The organism is Salinicola endophyticus (assembly GCF_003206575.1).
In the GTDB taxonomy this organism is placed as follows: Bacteria; Pseudomonadota; Gammaproteobacteria; order Pseudomonadales; family Halomonadaceae; genus Salinicola; species Salinicola endophyticus.
On record NZ_PZJO01000001.1, the window covers coordinates 515995 to 531965 of the forward strand.

The following is a 15971-nucleotide window of genomic DNA, read 5'->3' on the forward strand; positions in this document are numbered from 1 at the left end:
TATGCTGGCGGCGGGCAGCCGCGCTCAGTCGAAGCTCATGCCCAGACGACGGCCGACCTCTTCGTAGGCCTCGATCACCCCGCCCAGACCCTGGCGGAAGCGATCCTTGTCCATCTTCTCACGGGTCTCGGCGTCCCACAGGCGGCAGCCATCGGGCGAGAACTCGTCACCGAGCATGATCTCGCCGTCGAACACGCCGAACTCGAGCTTGTAGTCGACCAGCAGCATGCCGCCATCCAGGAACAGCTGCTTGAGCACGTCGTTGACGCGGAAGGTGAGCGACTTCATGGTCGCCAGCTGCTCCGGCGTCGCCCAGCCGAAGGTCTCGGCCAGCGACTCGTTGATCATCGGGTCGCCCTTCTCGTCGTTCTTGAGGAACAGTTCGAAGGTGGGCGGCGCCAGGGCGATTCCTTCCTCGACGCCGAGACGCCGCACCAGGCCACCCGCGGCCAGATTGCGCACCACGCACTCCACCGGGATCATCTCGAGTTTCTTGACCACGCACTCGGTATCGGAGAGCAGCTGATCGAAGTGGGTGGGAATGCCCGCCTCGGCCAGCTTGCCCATGATGAAGGCGTTGAAACGGTTGTTGACCATGCCCTTGCGCGCCAGCGCTTCCTTCTTCTTGCCGTCGAAGGCGCTGGTGTCGTCGCGGAAGTGCAGCACCAGCCGCTGGGGGTCGTCGCTCAGATAGACCGACTTGGCCTTGCCGGCATAGAGAAGATCGCGTTTTTGCATGGAGCTGTCTCCGCGTCGCCGCCGTCGGGCGGCTGTCTTGGGGTTGGGGTCGCGCAACGCCGCAACGGACGGCCTGTTCAGGCCACCCGCTGCCAGTCGGTGCCGTGGTCCTGGGTCGAGATCATCAGCCGCGACTCGTCGCCGTCGAGCAGCGGCGTCAGCGCTTCCAGGACGCGTTCGGGGTGATTATTTTGCGCCGAGAGGTGCGAGCACACAATCCGCTCCAGCCGATCCAGGCCCAGCCGCTGCAGCAGCGTCGCCGCCTGGGCGTTGGCCAGATGCCCCCAGCGCCCGGCGACACGGCGCTTCAGGTGGGGCGGATAGGGCCCCTCGGCGAGCATGCGCGGGTCATGGTTGCATTCGAGAAAGAGCGCGTCGCAGTGGCGAAACGCCTCGACCACATGGGCCGTGGGGTGGCCGAGATCGGTCAGCAGCCCCAGGCTGCGCGCCTGGGCGCGGATCCGGAACTGGATCGGTTCGCGGGCGTCGTGGGGCACGGTCACCGGATCGATCTCCAGCCCGCCGATGGCGAAGCGCGCCTGGGGCGTGAGCAGATCGAGCTGGGGCACCTCACCGAGCTTGCCCGAGAGCCAGCTACCGGCGCTGAGGTGCACCGGCAGGCGATAGCGCCGCGCCAGGGCCCCGACACCGGTGATATGGTCGCTGTGCTCATGGGTCACCAGCAACGCCGAGAGCTGGCGCGGATGCACGCCGAGCCGCGCCATGCGCCGCTCGGCCTCGCGCATGCCGAAGCCGCAGTCGACCAGAATCAGCGTCTCGCCGTCGCTGACCAGGGTGGCGTTGCCCTTGCTGCCACTGCCCAGCGAGGCGAAGTAGAGCCCGGGCGCAGCCCCCGGCGCCAGCGGCGACTCGCCCGCCATCAGCGCAGGGTCGCGGCGATGGCGTCGAGCAGGTCGCGCGCCTGGACCGGCGGCACCGGCTTGCCTTTGGGATCGGTCACGGTCACCGAGGTGAGCGCCGCCTGGGAGACCAGTTTCAAGCGATACGAGCGATAGTCGTCGCCACCGCCGCCGAACCAGTCGAACCAGCCGCCGCCCTGATCCGCAGGGCGATAGTCGACGAAGAATTCGCCGGCGCTGCGGTTCTGGTCGACCAGCTTGAGTCGCTGCGAGTCGAAGCCGTTCTGGAGCTGATAGTAGAGCTCGGACCAGGCGCGGTTGGTGTCCAGGGCGAGATTGAGCTGCCAGGTGCCGTCACGGTTGACCAGCTTGACCCGCTCGCTCTGGTCGAGCGGTTGGGCCGCCAGGGAAACGCCGCTGTCGCTGGCGCCGCTGGCGTCCAGATAGGCCTTGATCCCGCTCAGGCAGCGGCCGGCATCACCGATGTCACAGCGCACCTCACTGGTACCGCTACGCAAGCCCTGACGCAGGCTGATCGCGCCCTGCTCGGTCTGGATGCGGCCCTTGGCGGCGTCGATGTTGGTGGCACGCACGCCATGGTCGACGGCGAAGCCCTGCAGACGCGGCCACACGCTGGCCGGCGCGGCGTTGACCAGCAGCCAACGCTCGTTGCCCGCCTGGCGCGCCTCGACGAACGGCTGATCCTCGCTCGGCCCCGCGGCCAGCGGCTGCGGCCGCGGCGCATCGCTATCCTCGGACGCCATGAAGTCGCTGTCCGCCTGGGGCACCGGCATCGAGTCCTGGTAGCGGATCGGGTTGCTCGACGACGGCAGCTGCAGCGGCTGGCTCATCTTGGCATCGCGATACTCGTCGTCACGATTGTAGTAGTAACCATCCTGGAACAGGCCACAGCCCGACAGCGTCAGCGTCGCGCACAGCACCAGGGGCATCCCTTTGAGGATGGGCTTCATGCATCCACCTTTGTTCGAAGCAAGTCTATTCGGCATCCGGCATGCGGCTCGGGCCGGCTCACGCGGTCTCGATCCCGGCCAGCTGCAGCGCCTCGCCGACGCTGCCGTGGTAGCGCTCGGAGAGCCAGGTCAGCGGCAGGCGAATGCCCTTGTCGGCGTAGCCCATGCGGTTGAGCGCCCACTTCACCGGGATCGGGTTGGACTCGATTCCCAGCGCGGTGTGCAGCGGCGCCAGGCGCGCGTTGATCTGGTGGGCTCGCTCGTGGTTGCCGCCGGCGGCGGCCACGCACAGCTCGTGCATCGCCTTGGGCGCGACATTGGCGGTCACCGAGATGTCGCCATGGCCGCCCATCAGCATGAAGTCACAGGCGGTGGGATCATCGCCGGAGTAGAGCGCGAAGTCGCTGCCCTTGAGACGCTCGATCAGCTCCTCGGCGCGCTCCAGGTTGCCGGTGGCATCCTTGAGCCCGACGATGCGCTCCAGCTCGGCGAGACGGAAGACGGTCTCGTTGTAGATATCCGAGCAGGTGCGCCCCGGCACGTTGTAGAGAATGATCGGCAGCTCGCTGGCCTCGGCGACCGCCTTGAAGTGCTGGTACAAACCTTCCTGGGTCGGCTTGTTGTAGTAGGGCGCCACGGACAGGCAGCAGTCGGCACCGACCTCGCTGGCGTAGCGCGCCAGCTCCACCGCCTCGGCGGTGTTGTTGGCCCCGGTCCCGGCGATCACCGGAATGCGCCCGCCGACCTCTTCCACCACGGTGCGGATCACGTCGAAGTGCTCGGCGAACGACATGGTGGTCGGCTCACCGGTGGTGCCGGCGGCGACGATGGCGTCGGTCCCCTGATCGAGATGGAAATTCACCAGACGACGCAGCGCCTCCCAGTCGATCTCGCCTCCGGCCTTCATCGGTGTCGCCAAGGCGACGATGCTGCCTGTGATCATGTTGCGGTTCTCTCCCTTATGACCTGACGGGCGCATGGGCCTGACACAGGATTCCAAGACGCGGGCCGAGAATGGAGACCATCGCCAGGCCCGATAGGCCGCTACGGACGCCCGCGGCACTGCCCGCGCTACGCAAATTTCGCAAACACCGAATGGTACTCAGGCTACCGCGGCCTGTACAGCCGCGCCGCCGCCCCTGCTGCCCATTGCGGAGCCAGCGCCGATGCCACGGCAGCGCCACCGAGCATTGACCGCCGAGATCGGCTATCGTTCGATGCCAGTGGCACGCCGACTCGCATGACCGGTCGACGCCTGCCCCTGTTTCCACGTCGTCACAGCTCATGGGAGGCCAGCATGACACTCAGCATCGGACAACCGGTCGAGGACTTCACCGCCGACGCCACCAGCGACACCACCTTCCGCCTCAGCGACTATCGCGGCCAACAGGTGGTGATCTACTTCTATCCCAAGGACAGCACCCCCGGCTGTACCACCGAAGGGGGCGACTTCCGCGACAACATCGACGCCTTCCGCGCCGCCAATACCGTAGTGGTCGGGGTCTCCCGGGACGGTCTCAAGGCGCACGAGAACTTCAAGGCCAAGCAGGGCTTTCCGTTCGAGCTGATCTCGGATCGCGACGAAGCGCTGTGCCGTCAGTTCGACGTGATCAAGCTCAAGAAGATGTATGGCAAGGAGCACCTGGGCGTGGAGCGCAGCACCTTCCTGATCGACGCCGAGGGCAAGCTCGCCCGCGAGTGGCGCGGGGTCAAGGTACCGGGCCACGTCGACGAGGTGCTCGCCGCGGCCCAGGAACTCAACGGCTGAACACCCTCATTGGGAATTGATCTCGGCCTGGCTGGCGATACCGCGCGGCCAGGCCTGGACCAGCGCCTTGATCAAGGTCGCCAGGGGGATGGCGAAGAAGATGCCCCAGAAGCCCCACAGCCCGCCGAAGAAGAGCACCGCCAGGATGATCGAGACCGGGTGCAGATCGACCGCTTCCGAGAACAGGATCGGCACCAGCACGTTGCCGTCCAGCGCCTGCAGAATGGCGTAGGCCAGCAGCACGTAGAAGAACTGCTCGCCCATGCCGAAGTGAAAGCCCGCTACCGCGGCGACCGGTAGCGTGGCCACCGCGGCGCCGATATAGGGCACCAGTACCGATAGCCCCACCATCAGCCCGAGCAGCGCCGCGTAGGGCAGCCCGAAGGCCCAGAAGGTGATGAAGGCAACGCTGCCGACGATGATGATCTCGATGGTCTTGCCACGCACGTAGTTGGCGATCTGGTCGTCCATCTCCTGCCACACCCGGGTCATCAGGGTGCGCTGGCGCGGCAGCAGCGAAAGCAGGAAGGCGACCAGGCGTTCGCGATCCTTGAGCATGAAGAAGACCAGGATCGGCACCAGCACCAGATAGATGATCAGCGCCATCAGACTGCCCAGCGAGGCGAGCGACAGGGTCAGCGCACGCTGGCCCAGGGTGGAAGCCTGGCGCCCGGCGGAGGCGATCCAGCCCTGGATCTGATCCGGCGTCACCACCGTGGGATAGCGCGCCTGCAGCTCGTCGAGCCAGAGCTGGCTGCTGGCGAACATGCGCGGCGCCTCCTGTACAAGCTCCATCAGCTGATTCCACACCAGCGGCAGCACGACCAGCGCCAGCGCCAGCAGCGCACCGAGGAAGAGCAGGAACACCAGCCCCACCGCCAGCAGGCGCGGCAGCCCGCGACGTTCGAGCCAGCCCACCACCCCCTGCAGCAGAAAGGCCACGACCAGCGCGGTGAAAAAGGGCGCCAGCGCCTGCCCCATCCAGATCACCACGGCGAAACCGCCGATCAGCAGCGCCAGCAGGACGATCGCCTGTTCGTCGGAGAGGTAGCGCTCGAACCACTGCCGCAATACGCCTTTCAAACTCATGCCTCGCTATCCTTACCCATCTTGCGCAGCCAGTAACGGTAGCTGCCCGCCTCGGCCGTGCGGTCGACCAGCGTATGTCGGCTGTGTGCGGCGAAACTGGCAAAATCCTGCCACGAGCCGGCGTCGGTCGCGACCACCTCGAGCAGCTCCCCCGGCTGCATGCCGGCAAGCGCCTGCTTGGCCTTGAGCAGTGGTAACGGACAGCTCAGACCCGAGGCGTCGAGCCGATGATCGGGGGCGTGAGACATGACACTTCCTGCATCGGTTGAGTGGGCACCGTGGCGACAGTTGCATACCCTGGGGTTTGCAGGCAACGTCTGCCACAGGCTGCGGTCGAAGGCATCATAGCGCAGAACCGACAACGACTTCCGTCGCTTTCGTCGACGTCCATACGAGAAGGTCGATGATCAAGAGATTGCATGCGCGCGCATCGCGCAGACTGCTGCTGGGCTCGCTGGCCGCCGCCGCTCTCTGGCTCACCGGGGCGCCAGTCCAAGCACAGCAGAACCCTCAGCTGCCTGGCATGGGCAGCTATCAGCTGCCGGACATGGGCAGTACCAGCGCCACCGTCACCACCAGCGACGAGCATCGCCTCGGCCGCGCCTGGCTACGCCAGTTCCGCGCCCATACCGACCCCTGGCAGGACCCCATCGCCCAGACCTACATCCAGTCGCTACTCGCTCGGCTGGTGCCCTACAGCGGCGTCGACGACCAACTGGTTGTCACGCTGATCGATAGCCGCCTGCTCAACGCCTTCGCCGTGCCCGGCGGTATCGTCGGGGTCAACGCCGGCCTATTCGCCTCGGCCCCGGACGAGGACGAGTTCGCCGCGGTACTGGCCCACGAGCTGGGCCACCTGGCCCAGCGCCACTATGCCCGGCGCATGGCACGCATCGAGCAGACCCAGCTACCGACCATGGCCGCCATGCTCGCGGGGATGATCATCGCCGCTGGCGGCGGCGGTGGCGCCGGTCTGGCGACCATGGTCGGCTCCACCGCCGCCTTCGCCCAGGACCAGCTGGCCTACTCGCGGCGCTTCGAGCAGGAGGCCGACCGCGTAGGGCTCAACGCCATGGCCAAGGCCGGCTTCGACCCGCAGGCGATGCCGAAGATGTTCCGCTCGCTGCAGAAGCTGGCCACGCTGCAGGGCGGCAACCCACCGGAGTTTCTGCTCACCCACCCGGTCACCGAATCGCGCATCAGCGACACCCAGGCGCGTGCCGACCAACTGCCCTCGCCGCCCGCCCACGACGACACGGCCTACGCCATGGTGCGCGCCCGCGCGCTGGTGCTGCTCAACCAGAACACGCCCTCCCAGGCGCTCACCGAACTCGAGCAGGATCACCCGCCCGAGGCGGCGGTGCGCTACCTGAAGGCGCTGCTGGCGGCCCGGCAAGCCCACTACAGCGAAGCGCTGGCGACACTCGATGCACTGGCCAAGACCCACCCGGATCTATCGATGATTCCCGCCACCGCGGCACAGATCGCCTTCGAGGCCAACGACCGCCCCGGCGCCCTGGCGCGCGCGCGGCGCATCCTGCGGCTCTCCCCAGGCTACTTCCCGGCGCAGTGGGTCGAGGCGGAAGCGCTTTTGCAGATGCAGCCGGACCAGGCCTTCGACGTGCTACGCAGCATGAGCGAACAGTACCCCGAAGACCCCAACGTGTTCGGCCTGCTGGCCGAAGCCGCCGGTCGCAGCGGGCGCGAGGTCTGGGGCCAGCTGGCACGGGCCGAACAGCTGCAGCTGGAGGGGCAGATCGACACCGCGATCCGCCAGCTCGACTCGGCCAGCAAGAGTGCCAAGCGCAGCGGCGACTACGCCATGGCGAGCCGGATCGAGCAGCGTCGCAAGGATTTTCTCGACTATCGCGACGCGATGCAGAACTTCTGACAACGCCTCGACGCAGTGCCATCAGCAGCCGCTGCTCGATCTACCCATCCGTCAGCGCGGCAGCGACCGCATCGAACAGCCGCATCGGTTCGATCACCATCCGCCCCATCGGCTTGGGGGCCGCGGCGTGCTGCACGATCACCAGCTCGCGGCGCGGATTGACGTAGAGATACTGACCATGGATGCCGCGCGCGGCGAAGGCGCGGTCGCGGCGCGAAGGCTCGGTCCAGCCGCTCCACCACATGTAGCCGTAGTCGACCGACTCGCCGCCGACGAGAACGCTCGGTTGCGTGGCTTCGGCGATCCAGCCCGCCGGCAGCAGAGACGTCCCCGCCACGCAGCCGCCTTCGAGCAGGAACTGGCCGAAGCGGGCGTAGTCGCGCAGGGTCGCGGCGATACCGCTGCCGCCGATCTCGATACCCTGGGGCGATGCCAGCCACCAGGTGGCATCCGCCTCCATGCCGAAGGGTTGCCACAGTTTCTGGGCCAGGTAGTCGGCCAGCGGGCACCCCACGGCGCGGCTGACCATCTCCGCCAGGATCTGGGTCTCGCCGGTACTGTAGTTGTGCCGCGTGCCCGGCGGTGCCACCCGCGGCAGCTTCGCCATTACCGCCATCGCCGCTCCAGGGCGCTGTTCGAGCTGGGCCGCCAGCAGCGCTCGACGGTCTGAGCCAGGGTCGGTGTAGGTCTCGTTCCAGCCCACCCCGGAAGCCATCATCAGCAGCTCGCGCAGGGTCACCTCGGTATAGGCACTGCCGGCCAGCGCCGGAACGTAGTCGCCCACCCGCGCAGCCAGCCCCTCGGCGATGGCACCGTCGTGGATCGCCATACCGGCGAGCGTCGACGTCACCGACTTGGCCACCGACATCGACATCCAGCGGGTATCGGGGCCGTTGCCACGCTGATAGGTCTCGTAGCGGATCTGCCCACGGTGCAGCACCAGCAGGCCGGTGACGCTGTTCAGCGCCAGATAGTCGTAGAGGTCGTAGCGCTCATCGGCCACCGCCACGCTGATCTCGCCCAGCCCCCTGGGCGAGCGCGACAACTCACGCACCGGCCCGCCAGCGGCGATGGTGCGCGACGGAAACAGCCGCTGGATATTGCGATAGGTCGCCACCGCCAGATCCGGAGTCAGGTGACCCGAGTAGGCATCGGTGACGCTACCGATCGGCTCCTCGGCGTGGCGGTAGCCGGCGGCACGGGAAGCGGTGTGGTCGAGTGACCCTGGGGGCATGGCGATTCTCCTCGGCGAATCCCCCATCTCTATCACAGTTACATGCCACGTGGCGCCGCGCGCTCACCTGCCGTATCGACAGAAGCGACAACGCAGACACCGCAGGCCGTGGGTCAATAGGAAACGGGCAATGGGAAGTGGGCAACTGGAAACGGAACGACGTGCGAGGGAGCGCGAAAACAAAGAAGCAATGGTGGGTCGTGTAGGATTCGAACCTACGACCAATTGGTTAAAAGCCAACTGCTCTACCAACTGAGCTAACGACCCATTGCACACGACCGACGAAGGTGTCGAGTCGCTTGCCGAAAAACGGCGAGGGGGGAGATCGATGGTGGGTCGTGTAGGATTCGAACCTACGACCAATTGGTTAAAAGCCAACTGCTCTACCAACTGAGCTAACGACCCAAAACTTGCAAACTGCATCGACCCGTCGGCGGTGGTGGGTCGTGTAGGATTCGAACCTACGACCAATTGGTTAAAAGCCAACTGCTCTACCAACTGAGCTAACGACCCTTACCGACTGGGCGCACATATTACTGGTAAGCCCCGGAGCAGGCAAGCGTTTTTTCTCACCCACCTGCACCGACTCTGCACCACGCCGCTGATGCCAAGCACACGCCAAGGCGACGAGACGAACCAGCGTCGAGGAGACGCTGGCCCGGCATCGGTCAAGCCGCCAAGACGTCAGGCGTCGCGCCGCGGCCGCCGCGGTTTTTTCATCGCCGTGACCGGGCGCCGCTTGTTCTTGTCGCGGCTCCAGCGATTCTTCTCATCCGGGGTCAGCTCCGGCACCTTGCGCGGCTCCAGCCCGGCCATGTTGGAGAGTTCGTCGATCTCGTCCTGGGAGAGTTCGAGCCACTCGCCAGCCTTGGCGCGCTTGTCGAGAAAGATATTGCCGTAGCGCACGCGCTTGAGCCGGCTCACGGTCAGCCCCTGGGACTCCCACAGCCGGCGCACCTCTCGGTTGCGCCCTTCGAGGATCACCACGTGGAACCAGGTGTTGATGCCTTCGCCGCCGAACTCCTGAACGTCGGTGAAGCGCGCCGGGCCATCCTCGAGCATCACACCCTCGACCATGTTGACCACGTGCTCGCGCTGCACCTCGCCCATGACGCGCACGGCGTACTCACGCTCGATCTGGTGCGACGGGTGCATCAGCCGGTTGGCCAGCTCGCCGTCGGTGGTGAACAGCAGCAACCCGCTGGTGTTGATGTCGAGACGACCGATCGCGATCCAGCGCTCGCCCTTCAGACGCGGCAGCCGCTCGAACACGGTGCGTCGCCCTTCCGGGTCCTTGCGCGTGCACAGCTCGCCTTCCGGCTTGTTGTACATGATCACCCGGCGCGGCACCTCGTCGGTGGCGCGCAGGTTGACCGGGCGGTCGTCGAGGGTAACCCGGTCACGCGCGCCGACCCGGTCGCCCAGGGTGGCGACACTGCCATTGACCTTGACGCGCCCGGCGCCGATCGCGGTCTCCATCTCACGGCGCGAGCCGTAGCCGGCCCGGGCCAGCACTTTCTGCAGTTTTTCGGTATTGGTGTCTGTCATGGGTCTATCGATGCCTCATCGGCTGCGGGAAGCCAGGCTCAGGGATCCTGTTCGTCCGAGGCTTCCGGGGTGTCCGCGTCCGTGACGTCGGCCGTGGAGTCTGGCTCCGCGGCCTGGCGCTGGCGGGCGCGTTCGGCCAGTCGTGCGTCGAGCTCGGCAAAACTCAACGACTGGCCGGGGGACGCCGTCTCGGCGTGCTCGCCTGCGTCGGAGAGTGCCGACGCTGCCGAAGATACTGTCTGTTCATCGCCGCTCGGCGTATCACTCTCCACCGCGGGCATCTCGCTCTCCGCCCCGGGGCTCTCGGTCTCTGCTCCGGGTGCGCTGTCAGCGCTCGCGGCATCCTCCGTGGACAGCGCGGTCTCGAAGGTCTCGAAGTGCTTCAGCTCGTGCATCGGCGGTAGCGCATCGAGACTCTTAAGCCCCAGGGCATCGAGAAACGCCCGGGTGGTGGCATACACTGCCGGGCGCCCGGGGACGTCACGCTGGCCCACGGCACGAATCCAGCCGCGCTCGACCAGGGTCCGCATGATCGAGCTCGACACCGCCACGCCGCGCACCTCCTCGATGTCGCCGCGGGTCACCGGTTGACGATAGGCGATCAGCGCCAGCGTCTCCAGCAGCGCCCGCGAGTAGCGCTGCGGACGCTCGTCCCACAGTCGCGAGACCCACGGCGAGTAGCGCTGACGAATACGCACCTGATAGCCGGAGGCGGACTCCATCAGCTCCAGCGCACTCCCCGCGAGCAGGCGCTCGGAGAGCTTGTTGAGCGACTCTCGAATCGCCGCCCGCGAGGGCGGCTTGCCCTCGTCGAACACCGCTTCGATCCGCTCCAGCGACAGCGGCTCGCCCGCGGCCAGCAGCACGGCCTCGAGAATCTCGTCGAGCGCCGGCGTCACGTAGGGATCGGTCAGACGGTTCATGGTATCGCTTCGCTATCGCTGCTGTCGGCCCGGCGGCGCGCCGGGATCAGTCGCGCCCGTCTCGGTATCGGTGGCGAAGACCGGCTCGTCCGCCGCCTCGTCCGTGATTCCGTCGGCGTCGAAGGCGGCCTCGACCCCCGCCTCAAGCGCCAGCCGCGCACGCACGTGGATCGGCGAGAGCGGCGCATTCTGCACGATTTCGATCATCGACTCACGCGCTAATTCGAGAATCGCCATGAAGGTGACGATCACCCCGGCGCGCCCTTCGCGGGGGGTGAACAGCGCCTCGAACGGGGTGAATTGATCGGCGCTGAGCCGCTGCATGATCGCCTGCATGCGATCGCGGGTCGACAGCGCCTCGCGGCTGATACGGTGCGACTGGCGCAGGTCGGCACGCTTGAGCATCTGCCCCAGGGCGCCGAGCAGCTCGCCCAGTTCGACGTCCGGATGCACCACCCGCGGCGTGAGCGTGGGCAGCGCCGCCTGGGCCGGATGCCAGTCACGCCCCAGGCGCGGCAGCGCGTCGAGTTCCTCGGCGGCGAGCTTGAGCTGCTCGTACTCCTGCAGCCGGCGGATCAGCTCGGCGCGGGGGTCCTCCTCGTCGTCGTCCGCGTCCGCCCTGGGCGGTCGTGGCAACAGGCTGCGCGATTTGATCTCGGTGAGCATCGCCGCCATCACCAGATACTCGCCGGCGAGATCGATCTCCATCGCCTGCATCAGCTCGACATACTCGACGTACTGATGGGTGATCGCAGCGACGTTGATCGCCAGGATATCCAGGTTATGGCGCCGGATCAGATAGAGCAGCAGATCCAGCGGCCCCTCGAAGGTCTCGAGGAAGACCTTGAGCGCCTCCGGGGGAATATAGAGATCCTCGGGCAGCTGGGTCAGCGTCTCGCCGTTGACCCGTACCACGAAATCCAGCGGCAGCTGCTCGGGTGACGCCGCGTCGGCGGCATCGGGTTCCTGCTCGGAATCGATCACGCCCATGTCGCCTCTCTGAAGCTGGTTAATGGAATGTGGCAAGTCTATCAGAGCAGATTCGGCAGAACCTGATTTAGCAGGCCTGCTTACCTCTCACATTAAAAACCACCCTTAACCACGAGAACTTTCCCGACCCACTGACACTGACCACATGTACCCGACATTCTCAAACGGATCATTTGGAGGAGGGCTTGGCAGCATAAAACCTTTTTTCACCAGCCTACTGTAAGCCACTCCGTGCCTCTTTTTATAAAAATATGTCACAACTGACATTCCAAACTTAGCATCATACTCTGCCAAATACCCGTTTAGCTCATCCACACGTTCAATCAAGTCAATCAACAGTGAACGATCAGAAGGCGACACATCATCACCATTCGATGGAATCACCTCCTCTCCTTTGCTGGGGGCAGAACTCGAAAAGTAATAACCAAGATCTTGCCCACTCGCAAACTCTACTTCGCATGAATAAAGATTTTGAATTTCTCCGTGAACAAACTGCATCATAGAAATAAGATCGCTTTTTTCTAGTTCTCTCTGTCGATCATTCCTGGACTCTACCTGCGCTTCTCGAGATCGTTCTAATTCAGCTTTCACAACTTCAAGCTGCCGCTCCGAGTTCCCAAGCTCCCTCCTCTGAATTGCAATATTTAGCAAGAGTCCCAAAAGCGTAAACAATGAAAAGATCGGAGTCAAAACCCCGCTAAAATAAGTCCCGAACTGAGCCCAGGACTCGGAATTTGGCACCAACCCGCCTGGAACACACAACATGTAAGCCGTCACAACCAAAAACACAACAGACACAATCAACAGAAGAACAAATAAAAAATAAAGCCTTATTTTCACTTTATCCTCCTGAGCGCAAAAACCAGCCCCTAGTTTTACACCCGGATGATATTGTTGGTAAACCGCCGATAAGTAAATTCTTCGTCTCGGCTAGAATCGACGATCGCCAGCGTCTGGACCTCGTCGTGATAGGGCGAACGCTCGCACACCGGGTCCATCTGGCTGGCCTCCCCGGTGAGCGCGAGCGCCTGACAGCGACAGCCGCCCCAGTCGATCTCGTGCCGCTCGCAACGCTGGCAGGTATCCGGCATCCACGCCGTACCGCGATAGGCATTGAAGGCCGGGCTGTCGTACCAGATCTCGCCGAGACCGTGCTCGCGCACGTCCCAGAACGCGAGGCCGGGAATCGTCTCCGCCGCGTGGCACGGCAGCACGCGGCCCGCCGGGGTGACGTTGAGCGACTGCCGCCCCCAGCCGTTCATGCATGGCTTGGGCAGGCGCGCATAGTAGTCCGGCACCACGGCATCGATCACCAGCTTGCCCGCGAGCCGTTCACGCGCCGCCTCGACCAGCGCGAGCGCATCCATCACCTGCTCCCGCGGCGGCATCAGCGCGGCGCGGTTCTCCAGCGCCCAGCCATAGTACTGGGCGTGGGCGATCTCCAGGCGCCGGGCCCCCAGGTCGAGCGCGAGCTCCACCAACTCGGGCAACTGGTGCAGATTGTGGCGGTGGATCACGCTGTTGAGGGTCAGCGGCAGGCCCACCGCGGTGACATCGCGGGCGAAGGCCATCTTCTTGGCAAAGGCACCGGGCAAATTGGCGATGCGGTCGTTGACCTCGGCGCTGGCGCCCTGAATCGAGAGCTGCACATGGTCGAGCCCGGCCTCGGCCAGGGCCTCGAGTCGCGCCCGCGGGAGATTGACCCCGGCGGTGATCAGATTGGTGTAGAGCCCGTGTTCGACGCAGCTCGCCACCAGCGCTTCGAGATCCGGCCGTGCCGCCGGCTCGCCGCCGGAGAGATGCACCTGCAGCACACCCAGCTCGGCGGCTTCGGCGAAGACACGCTGCCAGGTCGCCGTGTCGAGTTCGTCGCGCTTGCGCGTCAGCTCGAGCGGATTGGAGCAGTAGGGACACTGCAGCGGGCAGCGATGGGTCAGCTCCGCCAGCATGCCGAGCGGCGGCGCGGGACGGGCCGGGTCATCGAGATGGCTCATGCCACTTCCAGCACTTGCTTGAGGATCAGATCGGCGAGCATGGCACGCACGTCGCCGAGAATGCGTTCGCGCGGGGCCGCGAAGGCAGCGGCCAGATCATCGACGATGGCGCCGATATCGCGCTCGCCGTCGACCCGTGCGAGGACTTCACGGGCCACCGGGTCGAGCTGGAACACGCGCTCCGGGGCGAGCAGCACCCAGCCGCCGCGGGCCTTGTCTTCCCGCAGTCTCACGCCGCGCGGCAGACGCACGATCGCGTCCTCCGCGAGTGCTGGCGCTGATGGATTCATGTCGGCTGCCCTCCCATTTCCGGCTCGCCGTTCCAGGCGCCCGGCGGGACTTGACCTGGCGTCACGTAGGCGTGCTGGAGCGCATCGAGCATGGCCCACAGCACGCTGCACTTGAAGCGCAGCGCATCGATCACCGCCTGCTGCTGGTCGGCCCGCTGGGCATGGCGCTTGACGTAATCCAGCGCCATCTCGGCATCCCGCGGGGCCTGGGTCAGGCGCGGCTCGAAGTAGGCCAGGGTCTCGGCCGAGACGAAATCGTAGTGCGCCAGCATGCCGCGCACCCGCTGGCCGATCACCATCGGTGAAAACAGCTCGGTGAGCGAGGAGGCCACCGCTTCCAGCAGCGTGCGATCGCGCACGAAGTGGGTGTAAGCCTCCACCGCGAAGCGTGTGGCCGGCAGGATGCCGCGGGTCGAGACCACTAGTTCACGCCCCAGTCCCAGGCCATCGGTCAGCTTCAGCCAGCGCGCGATGCCGCCCTCGCCCGGCGCCTCTCCGTCATGGTCGACCAGCCGGGCGCGCCAGATACGACGCAGCTCGGGATCGTCGAGACGTGCGATCAAGGAGGCATCCTTGATCGGAATCATCGCCTGATAGTAGTAGCGGTTGAGCGCCCAGGCCTGCACCTGGCGCTTGTCCAGCTCGCCGTTCTGCAGCATCAGCTGGAACGGATGACGATGGTGATAGCGGGTCTCGCCCACCTCGCGCAGGCGCGCTTCCAACGCTGCCATGCTCAGGGGTTCGACCAGATCGGGATGGTTTTCGACCGTCAGCTGCGACACGCAAGCTCCATGCCGTCGTAGGCGATTTCCCAACCCGCGCGCTCGACCTGGGCGCGCTCCAGCGAACCCTCGATCAGCACCGGGTTGGTGTTGTTGATATGCACGAAGACGCGTCGCCGCACCGCCAATTCGGCGAAGGCAGCAATACTGCCCGCGTCGCCCGACATCGACATATGCCCCATGCGTGCCCCGGTCTTGACGCCGACACCGGCGGTGATCATCTCGTCGTCGCGCCACAGGGTGCCATCGAACAGCACCAGATCGGCGCCCTGCAGACGCGCGGCGAGGCTCGGCGTCATCGCTGCGCAGCCGGGGATGTAATAGACCCGCGAGCCGGCGCCGATGAACTCCACGCCGACGGTATCCTCGCCCTCGACGCCGATCTCGACCGTGTCGCCTTCCAGGTAGAGCGCGGTCTTGCCCGGCACCGCGAACAGCCGTGCGCTGACGCCGTCGAGCAGTTCGAAGGCGGTTTCGAGCGCCACCGGCGCGCGCGTCACGCACTCGGCGTTGAGCACCTCGAAGATCGGGTTGGCCTTGAGCACCGCCTGGATCGACGGTGTGGCCAGGAGCCGGAACGGCGAACGCTCGCGCAGATTGAGCAGCCCGCCGATATGGTCGACGTCGGCGTTGGTCAGCAGCACGCTGCGAATCGGGGTATGGCGGTCACCGTGCTGCGGCTGCAGCACCGGGTTTTGTCTAATCTGGGCGAGAATCTCGGGGGCGCAGTTGATCAGCGCCCACTGCTCGCCGTCGCGACTGATGGCAATCGAGGATTGCGTGCGCGGGGTGATGCGCGGGTCACCGGCCCAGGCCAGGCGGCACACCTCGCAACGACAGTTCCACTGCGGGGAGCCGCCTCCGGCGGCCGCCCCCAGCACGCGAAGCCGCAG

The 15971-nt window shown here is 65.8% G+C and carries 17 protein-coding genes and 3 tRNA genes; 2 read left to right on the forward strand and 18 right to left on the reverse strand.

The genetic code is table 11. The features are described from left to right. Nucleotides 1–24: 24 nt before the first annotated feature. The 4 genes from purC to dapA all read right to left on the reverse strand — a co-directional run bounded on the left by purC (nucleotide 25) and on the right by dapA (nucleotide 3512). A complete protein-coding gene (gene purC / locus DOM66_RS02280) occupies nucleotides 25–738 on the reverse strand; it encodes a phosphoribosylaminoimidazolesuccinocarboxamide synthase (protein WP_110675790.1) in 714 nt (237 codons plus the stop codon). A gap of 77 nt (nucleotides 739–815) precedes the next feature. Next, the gene (locus DOM66_RS02285) at nucleotides 816–1619 is read right to left on the reverse strand and encodes an MBL fold metallo-hydrolase (RefSeq protein ID WP_110675792.1); all 804 of its coding nucleotides are present in this window, start codon (nucleotides 1617–1619) and stop codon (nucleotides 816–818) included. Continuing rightward, nucleotides 1619–2569, reverse strand: a complete 951-nt coding sequence (gene bamC, locus DOM66_RS02290; protein WP_110689124.1) for an outer membrane protein assembly factor BamC — start codon at nucleotides 2567–2569, stop codon at nucleotides 1619–1621. The genes DOM66_RS02285 and bamC overlap by 1 nt, the downstream gene beginning before the upstream one ends. 58 nt (nucleotides 2570–2627) lie before the next feature. After that, nucleotides 2628–3512: a 4-hydroxy-tetrahydrodipicolinate synthase gene (gene dapA / locus DOM66_RS02295; protein WP_110675796.1), complete on the reverse strand. Its 885-nt coding sequence runs from the start codon at nucleotides 3510–3512 to the stop codon at nucleotides 2628–2630. A 354-nt stretch (nucleotides 3513–3866) separates the two neighbouring features. Here dapA and DOM66_RS02300 point away from each other — a divergent pair, with 354 nt between their 5' ends. After that, nucleotides 3867–4337: a peroxiredoxin gene (locus DOM66_RS02300; protein WP_110675798.1), complete on the forward strand. Its 471-nt coding sequence runs from the start codon at nucleotides 3867–3869 to the stop codon at nucleotides 4335–4337. A 6-nt stretch (nucleotides 4338–4343) separates the two neighbouring features. On the opposite strand, the gene DOM66_RS02305 is transcribed toward DOM66_RS02300, so the two are convergent. Both DOM66_RS02305 and DOM66_RS02310 read right to left on the reverse strand, forming a co-directional pair. After that, the gene (locus tag DOM66_RS02305; protein WP_110675800.1) at nucleotides 4344–5426 is read right to left on the reverse strand and encodes an AI-2E family transporter; all 1083 of its coding nucleotides are present in this window, start codon (nucleotides 5424–5426) and stop codon (nucleotides 4344–4346) included. After that, nucleotides 5423–5674 (reverse strand): sulfurtransferase TusA family protein, encoded by a 252-nt coding sequence (locus DOM66_RS02310; RefSeq protein WP_110689125.1) that lies wholly within the window; start codon nucleotides 5672–5674, stop codon nucleotides 5423–5425. Before DOM66_RS02310 ends, DOM66_RS02305 begins: the two co-directional genes overlap by 4 nt. Nucleotides 5675–5829: 155 nt before the next feature. On the opposite strand from DOM66_RS02310, the gene DOM66_RS02315 reads away from it, so the two are divergent. Next, nucleotides 5830–7317, forward strand: a complete 1488-nt coding sequence (locus DOM66_RS02315; protein WP_245392344.1) for a M48 family metalloprotease — start codon at nucleotides 5830–5832, stop codon at nucleotides 7315–7317. Between the two features lie 40 nt (nucleotides 7318–7357). Here DOM66_RS02315 and DOM66_RS02320 read toward each other — a convergent pair whose 3' ends face one another. The 12 genes from DOM66_RS02320 to pqqB form a co-directional block, all read right to left on the reverse strand. Continuing rightward, nucleotides 7358–8551 (reverse strand): serine hydrolase domain-containing protein, encoded by a 1194-nt coding sequence (locus DOM66_RS02320; RefSeq protein ID WP_110675804.1) that lies wholly within the window; start codon nucleotides 8549–8551, stop codon nucleotides 7358–7360. 191 nt (nucleotides 8552–8742) lie between these two features. Then, nucleotides 8743–8818: transfer RNA gene (locus DOM66_RS02325), tRNA-Lys, on the reverse strand. A gap of 62 nt (nucleotides 8819–8880) precedes the next feature. Next, a tRNA-Lys gene (locus DOM66_RS02330) sits at nucleotides 8881–8956 on the reverse strand. A gap of 32 nt (nucleotides 8957–8988) precedes the next feature. Continuing rightward, nucleotides 8989–9064, reverse strand: a tRNA-Lys gene (locus tag DOM66_RS02335). 171 nt (nucleotides 9065–9235) lie between these two features. Continuing rightward, nucleotides 9236–10099, reverse strand: coding sequence for a 23S rRNA pseudouridine(2605) synthase RluB (gene rluB, locus DOM66_RS02340; RefSeq protein WP_110675805.1), 864 nt, complete (start codon nucleotides 10097–10099; stop codon nucleotides 9236–9238). A 38-nt stretch (nucleotides 10100–10137) separates the two neighbouring features. Further along, on the reverse strand, nucleotides 10138–11022 hold the full coding sequence (gene scpB / locus DOM66_RS02345; RefSeq protein WP_110675808.1) for an SMC-Scp complex subunit ScpB: 885 nt from the start codon (nucleotides 11020–11022) through the stop codon (nucleotides 10138–10140). Between the two features lie 12 nt (nucleotides 11023–11034). After that, entirely contained in the window at nucleotides 11035–12012 is a 978-nt protein-coding gene (locus DOM66_RS02350; RefSeq protein ID WP_110675810.1) for a segregation and condensation protein A, read from the reverse strand. 105 nt (nucleotides 12013–12117) lie between these two features. Further along, a complete protein-coding gene (locus DOM66_RS19430) occupies nucleotides 12118–12852 on the reverse strand; it encodes a hypothetical protein (RefSeq protein ID WP_157958963.1) in 735 nt (244 codons plus the stop codon). A gap of 35 nt (nucleotides 12853–12887) precedes the next feature. Further along, nucleotides 12888–14006, reverse strand: a complete 1119-nt coding sequence (gene pqqE, locus DOM66_RS02355) for a pyrroloquinoline quinone biosynthesis protein PqqE (protein WP_110689126.1) — start codon at nucleotides 14004–14006, stop codon at nucleotides 12888–12890. Then, nucleotides 14003–14296 carry a pyrroloquinoline quinone biosynthesis peptide chaperone PqqD gene (pqqD, locus tag DOM66_RS02360; RefSeq protein WP_110675814.1) on the reverse strand — a complete coding sequence of 98 codons (294 nt, stop codon included), beginning with the start codon at nucleotides 14294–14296 and terminating at the stop codon, nucleotides 14003–14005. Before pqqD ends, pqqE begins: the two co-directional genes overlap by 4 nt. Continuing rightward, nucleotides 14293–15078, reverse strand: coding sequence for a pyrroloquinoline-quinone synthase PqqC (gene pqqC, locus DOM66_RS02365; RefSeq protein ID WP_245392345.1), 786 nt, complete (start codon nucleotides 15076–15078; stop codon nucleotides 14293–14295). The genes pqqD and pqqC overlap by 4 nt, the downstream gene beginning before the upstream one ends. Next, complete coding sequence (gene pqqB / locus DOM66_RS02370; protein WP_245392346.1) at nucleotides 15066–15959, reverse strand: pyrroloquinoline quinone biosynthesis protein PqqB; 894 nt, start codon at nucleotides 15957–15959, stop codon at nucleotides 15066–15068. The genes pqqC and pqqB overlap by 13 nt, the downstream gene beginning before the upstream one ends. Between the last annotated feature and the right edge of the window lie 12 nt (nucleotides 15960–15971).

Bases quoted from the DNA above. Each gene is read 5' to 3' on its own strand.
- purC (WP_110675790.1), bottom strand. From the start codon at position 738: ATGCAAAAACGCGATCTTCTCTATGCCGGCAAGGCCAAGTCGGTCTAT.
- DOM66_RS02285 (WP_110675792.1), bottom strand. From the start codon at position 1,619: ATGGCGGGCGAGTCGCCGCTGGCGCCGGGGGCTGCGCCCGGGCTCTAC.
- bamC (WP_110689124.1), bottom strand. From the start codon at position 2,569: ATGAAGCCCATCCTCAAAGGGATGCCCCTGGTGCTGTGCGCGACGCTG.
- dapA (WP_110675796.1), bottom strand. From the start codon at position 3,512: ATGATCACAGGCAGCATCGTCGCCTTGGCGACACCGATGAAGGCCGGA.
- DOM66_RS02300 (WP_110675798.1), top strand. From the start codon at position 3,867: ATGACACTCAGCATCGGACAACCGGTCGAGGACTTCACCGCCGACGCC.
- DOM66_RS02305 (WP_110675800.1), bottom strand. From the start codon at position 5,426: ATGAGTTTGAAAGGCGTATTGCGGCAGTGGTTCGAGCGCTACCTCTCC.
- DOM66_RS02310 (WP_110689125.1), bottom strand. From the start codon at position 5,674: ATGTCTCACGCCCCCGATCATCGGCTCGACGCCTCGGGTCTGAGCTGT.
- DOM66_RS02315 (WP_245392344.1), top strand. From the start codon at position 5,830: ATGATCAAGAGATTGCATGCGCGCGCATCGCGCAGACTGCTGCTGGGC.
- DOM66_RS02320 (WP_110675804.1), bottom strand. From the start codon at position 8,551: ATGCCCCCAGGGTCACTCGACCACACCGCTTCCCGTGCCGCCGGCTAC.
- rluB (WP_110675805.1), bottom strand. From the start codon at position 10,099: ATGACAGACACCAATACCGAAAAACTGCAGAAAGTGCTGGCCCGGGCC.
- scpB (WP_110675808.1), bottom strand. From the start codon at position 11,022: ATGAACCGTCTGACCGATCCCTACGTGACGCCGGCGCTCGACGAGATT.
- DOM66_RS02350 (WP_110675810.1), bottom strand. From the start codon at position 12,012: ATGGGCGTGATCGATTCCGAGCAGGAACCCGATGCCGCCGACGCGGCG.
- pqqE (WP_110689126.1), bottom strand. From the start codon at position 14,006: ATGAGCCATCTCGATGACCCGGCCCGTCCCGCGCCGCCGCTCGGCATG.
- pqqD (WP_110675814.1), bottom strand. From the start codon at position 14,296: ATGAATCCATCAGCGCCAGCACTCGCGGAGGACGCGATCGTGCGTCTG.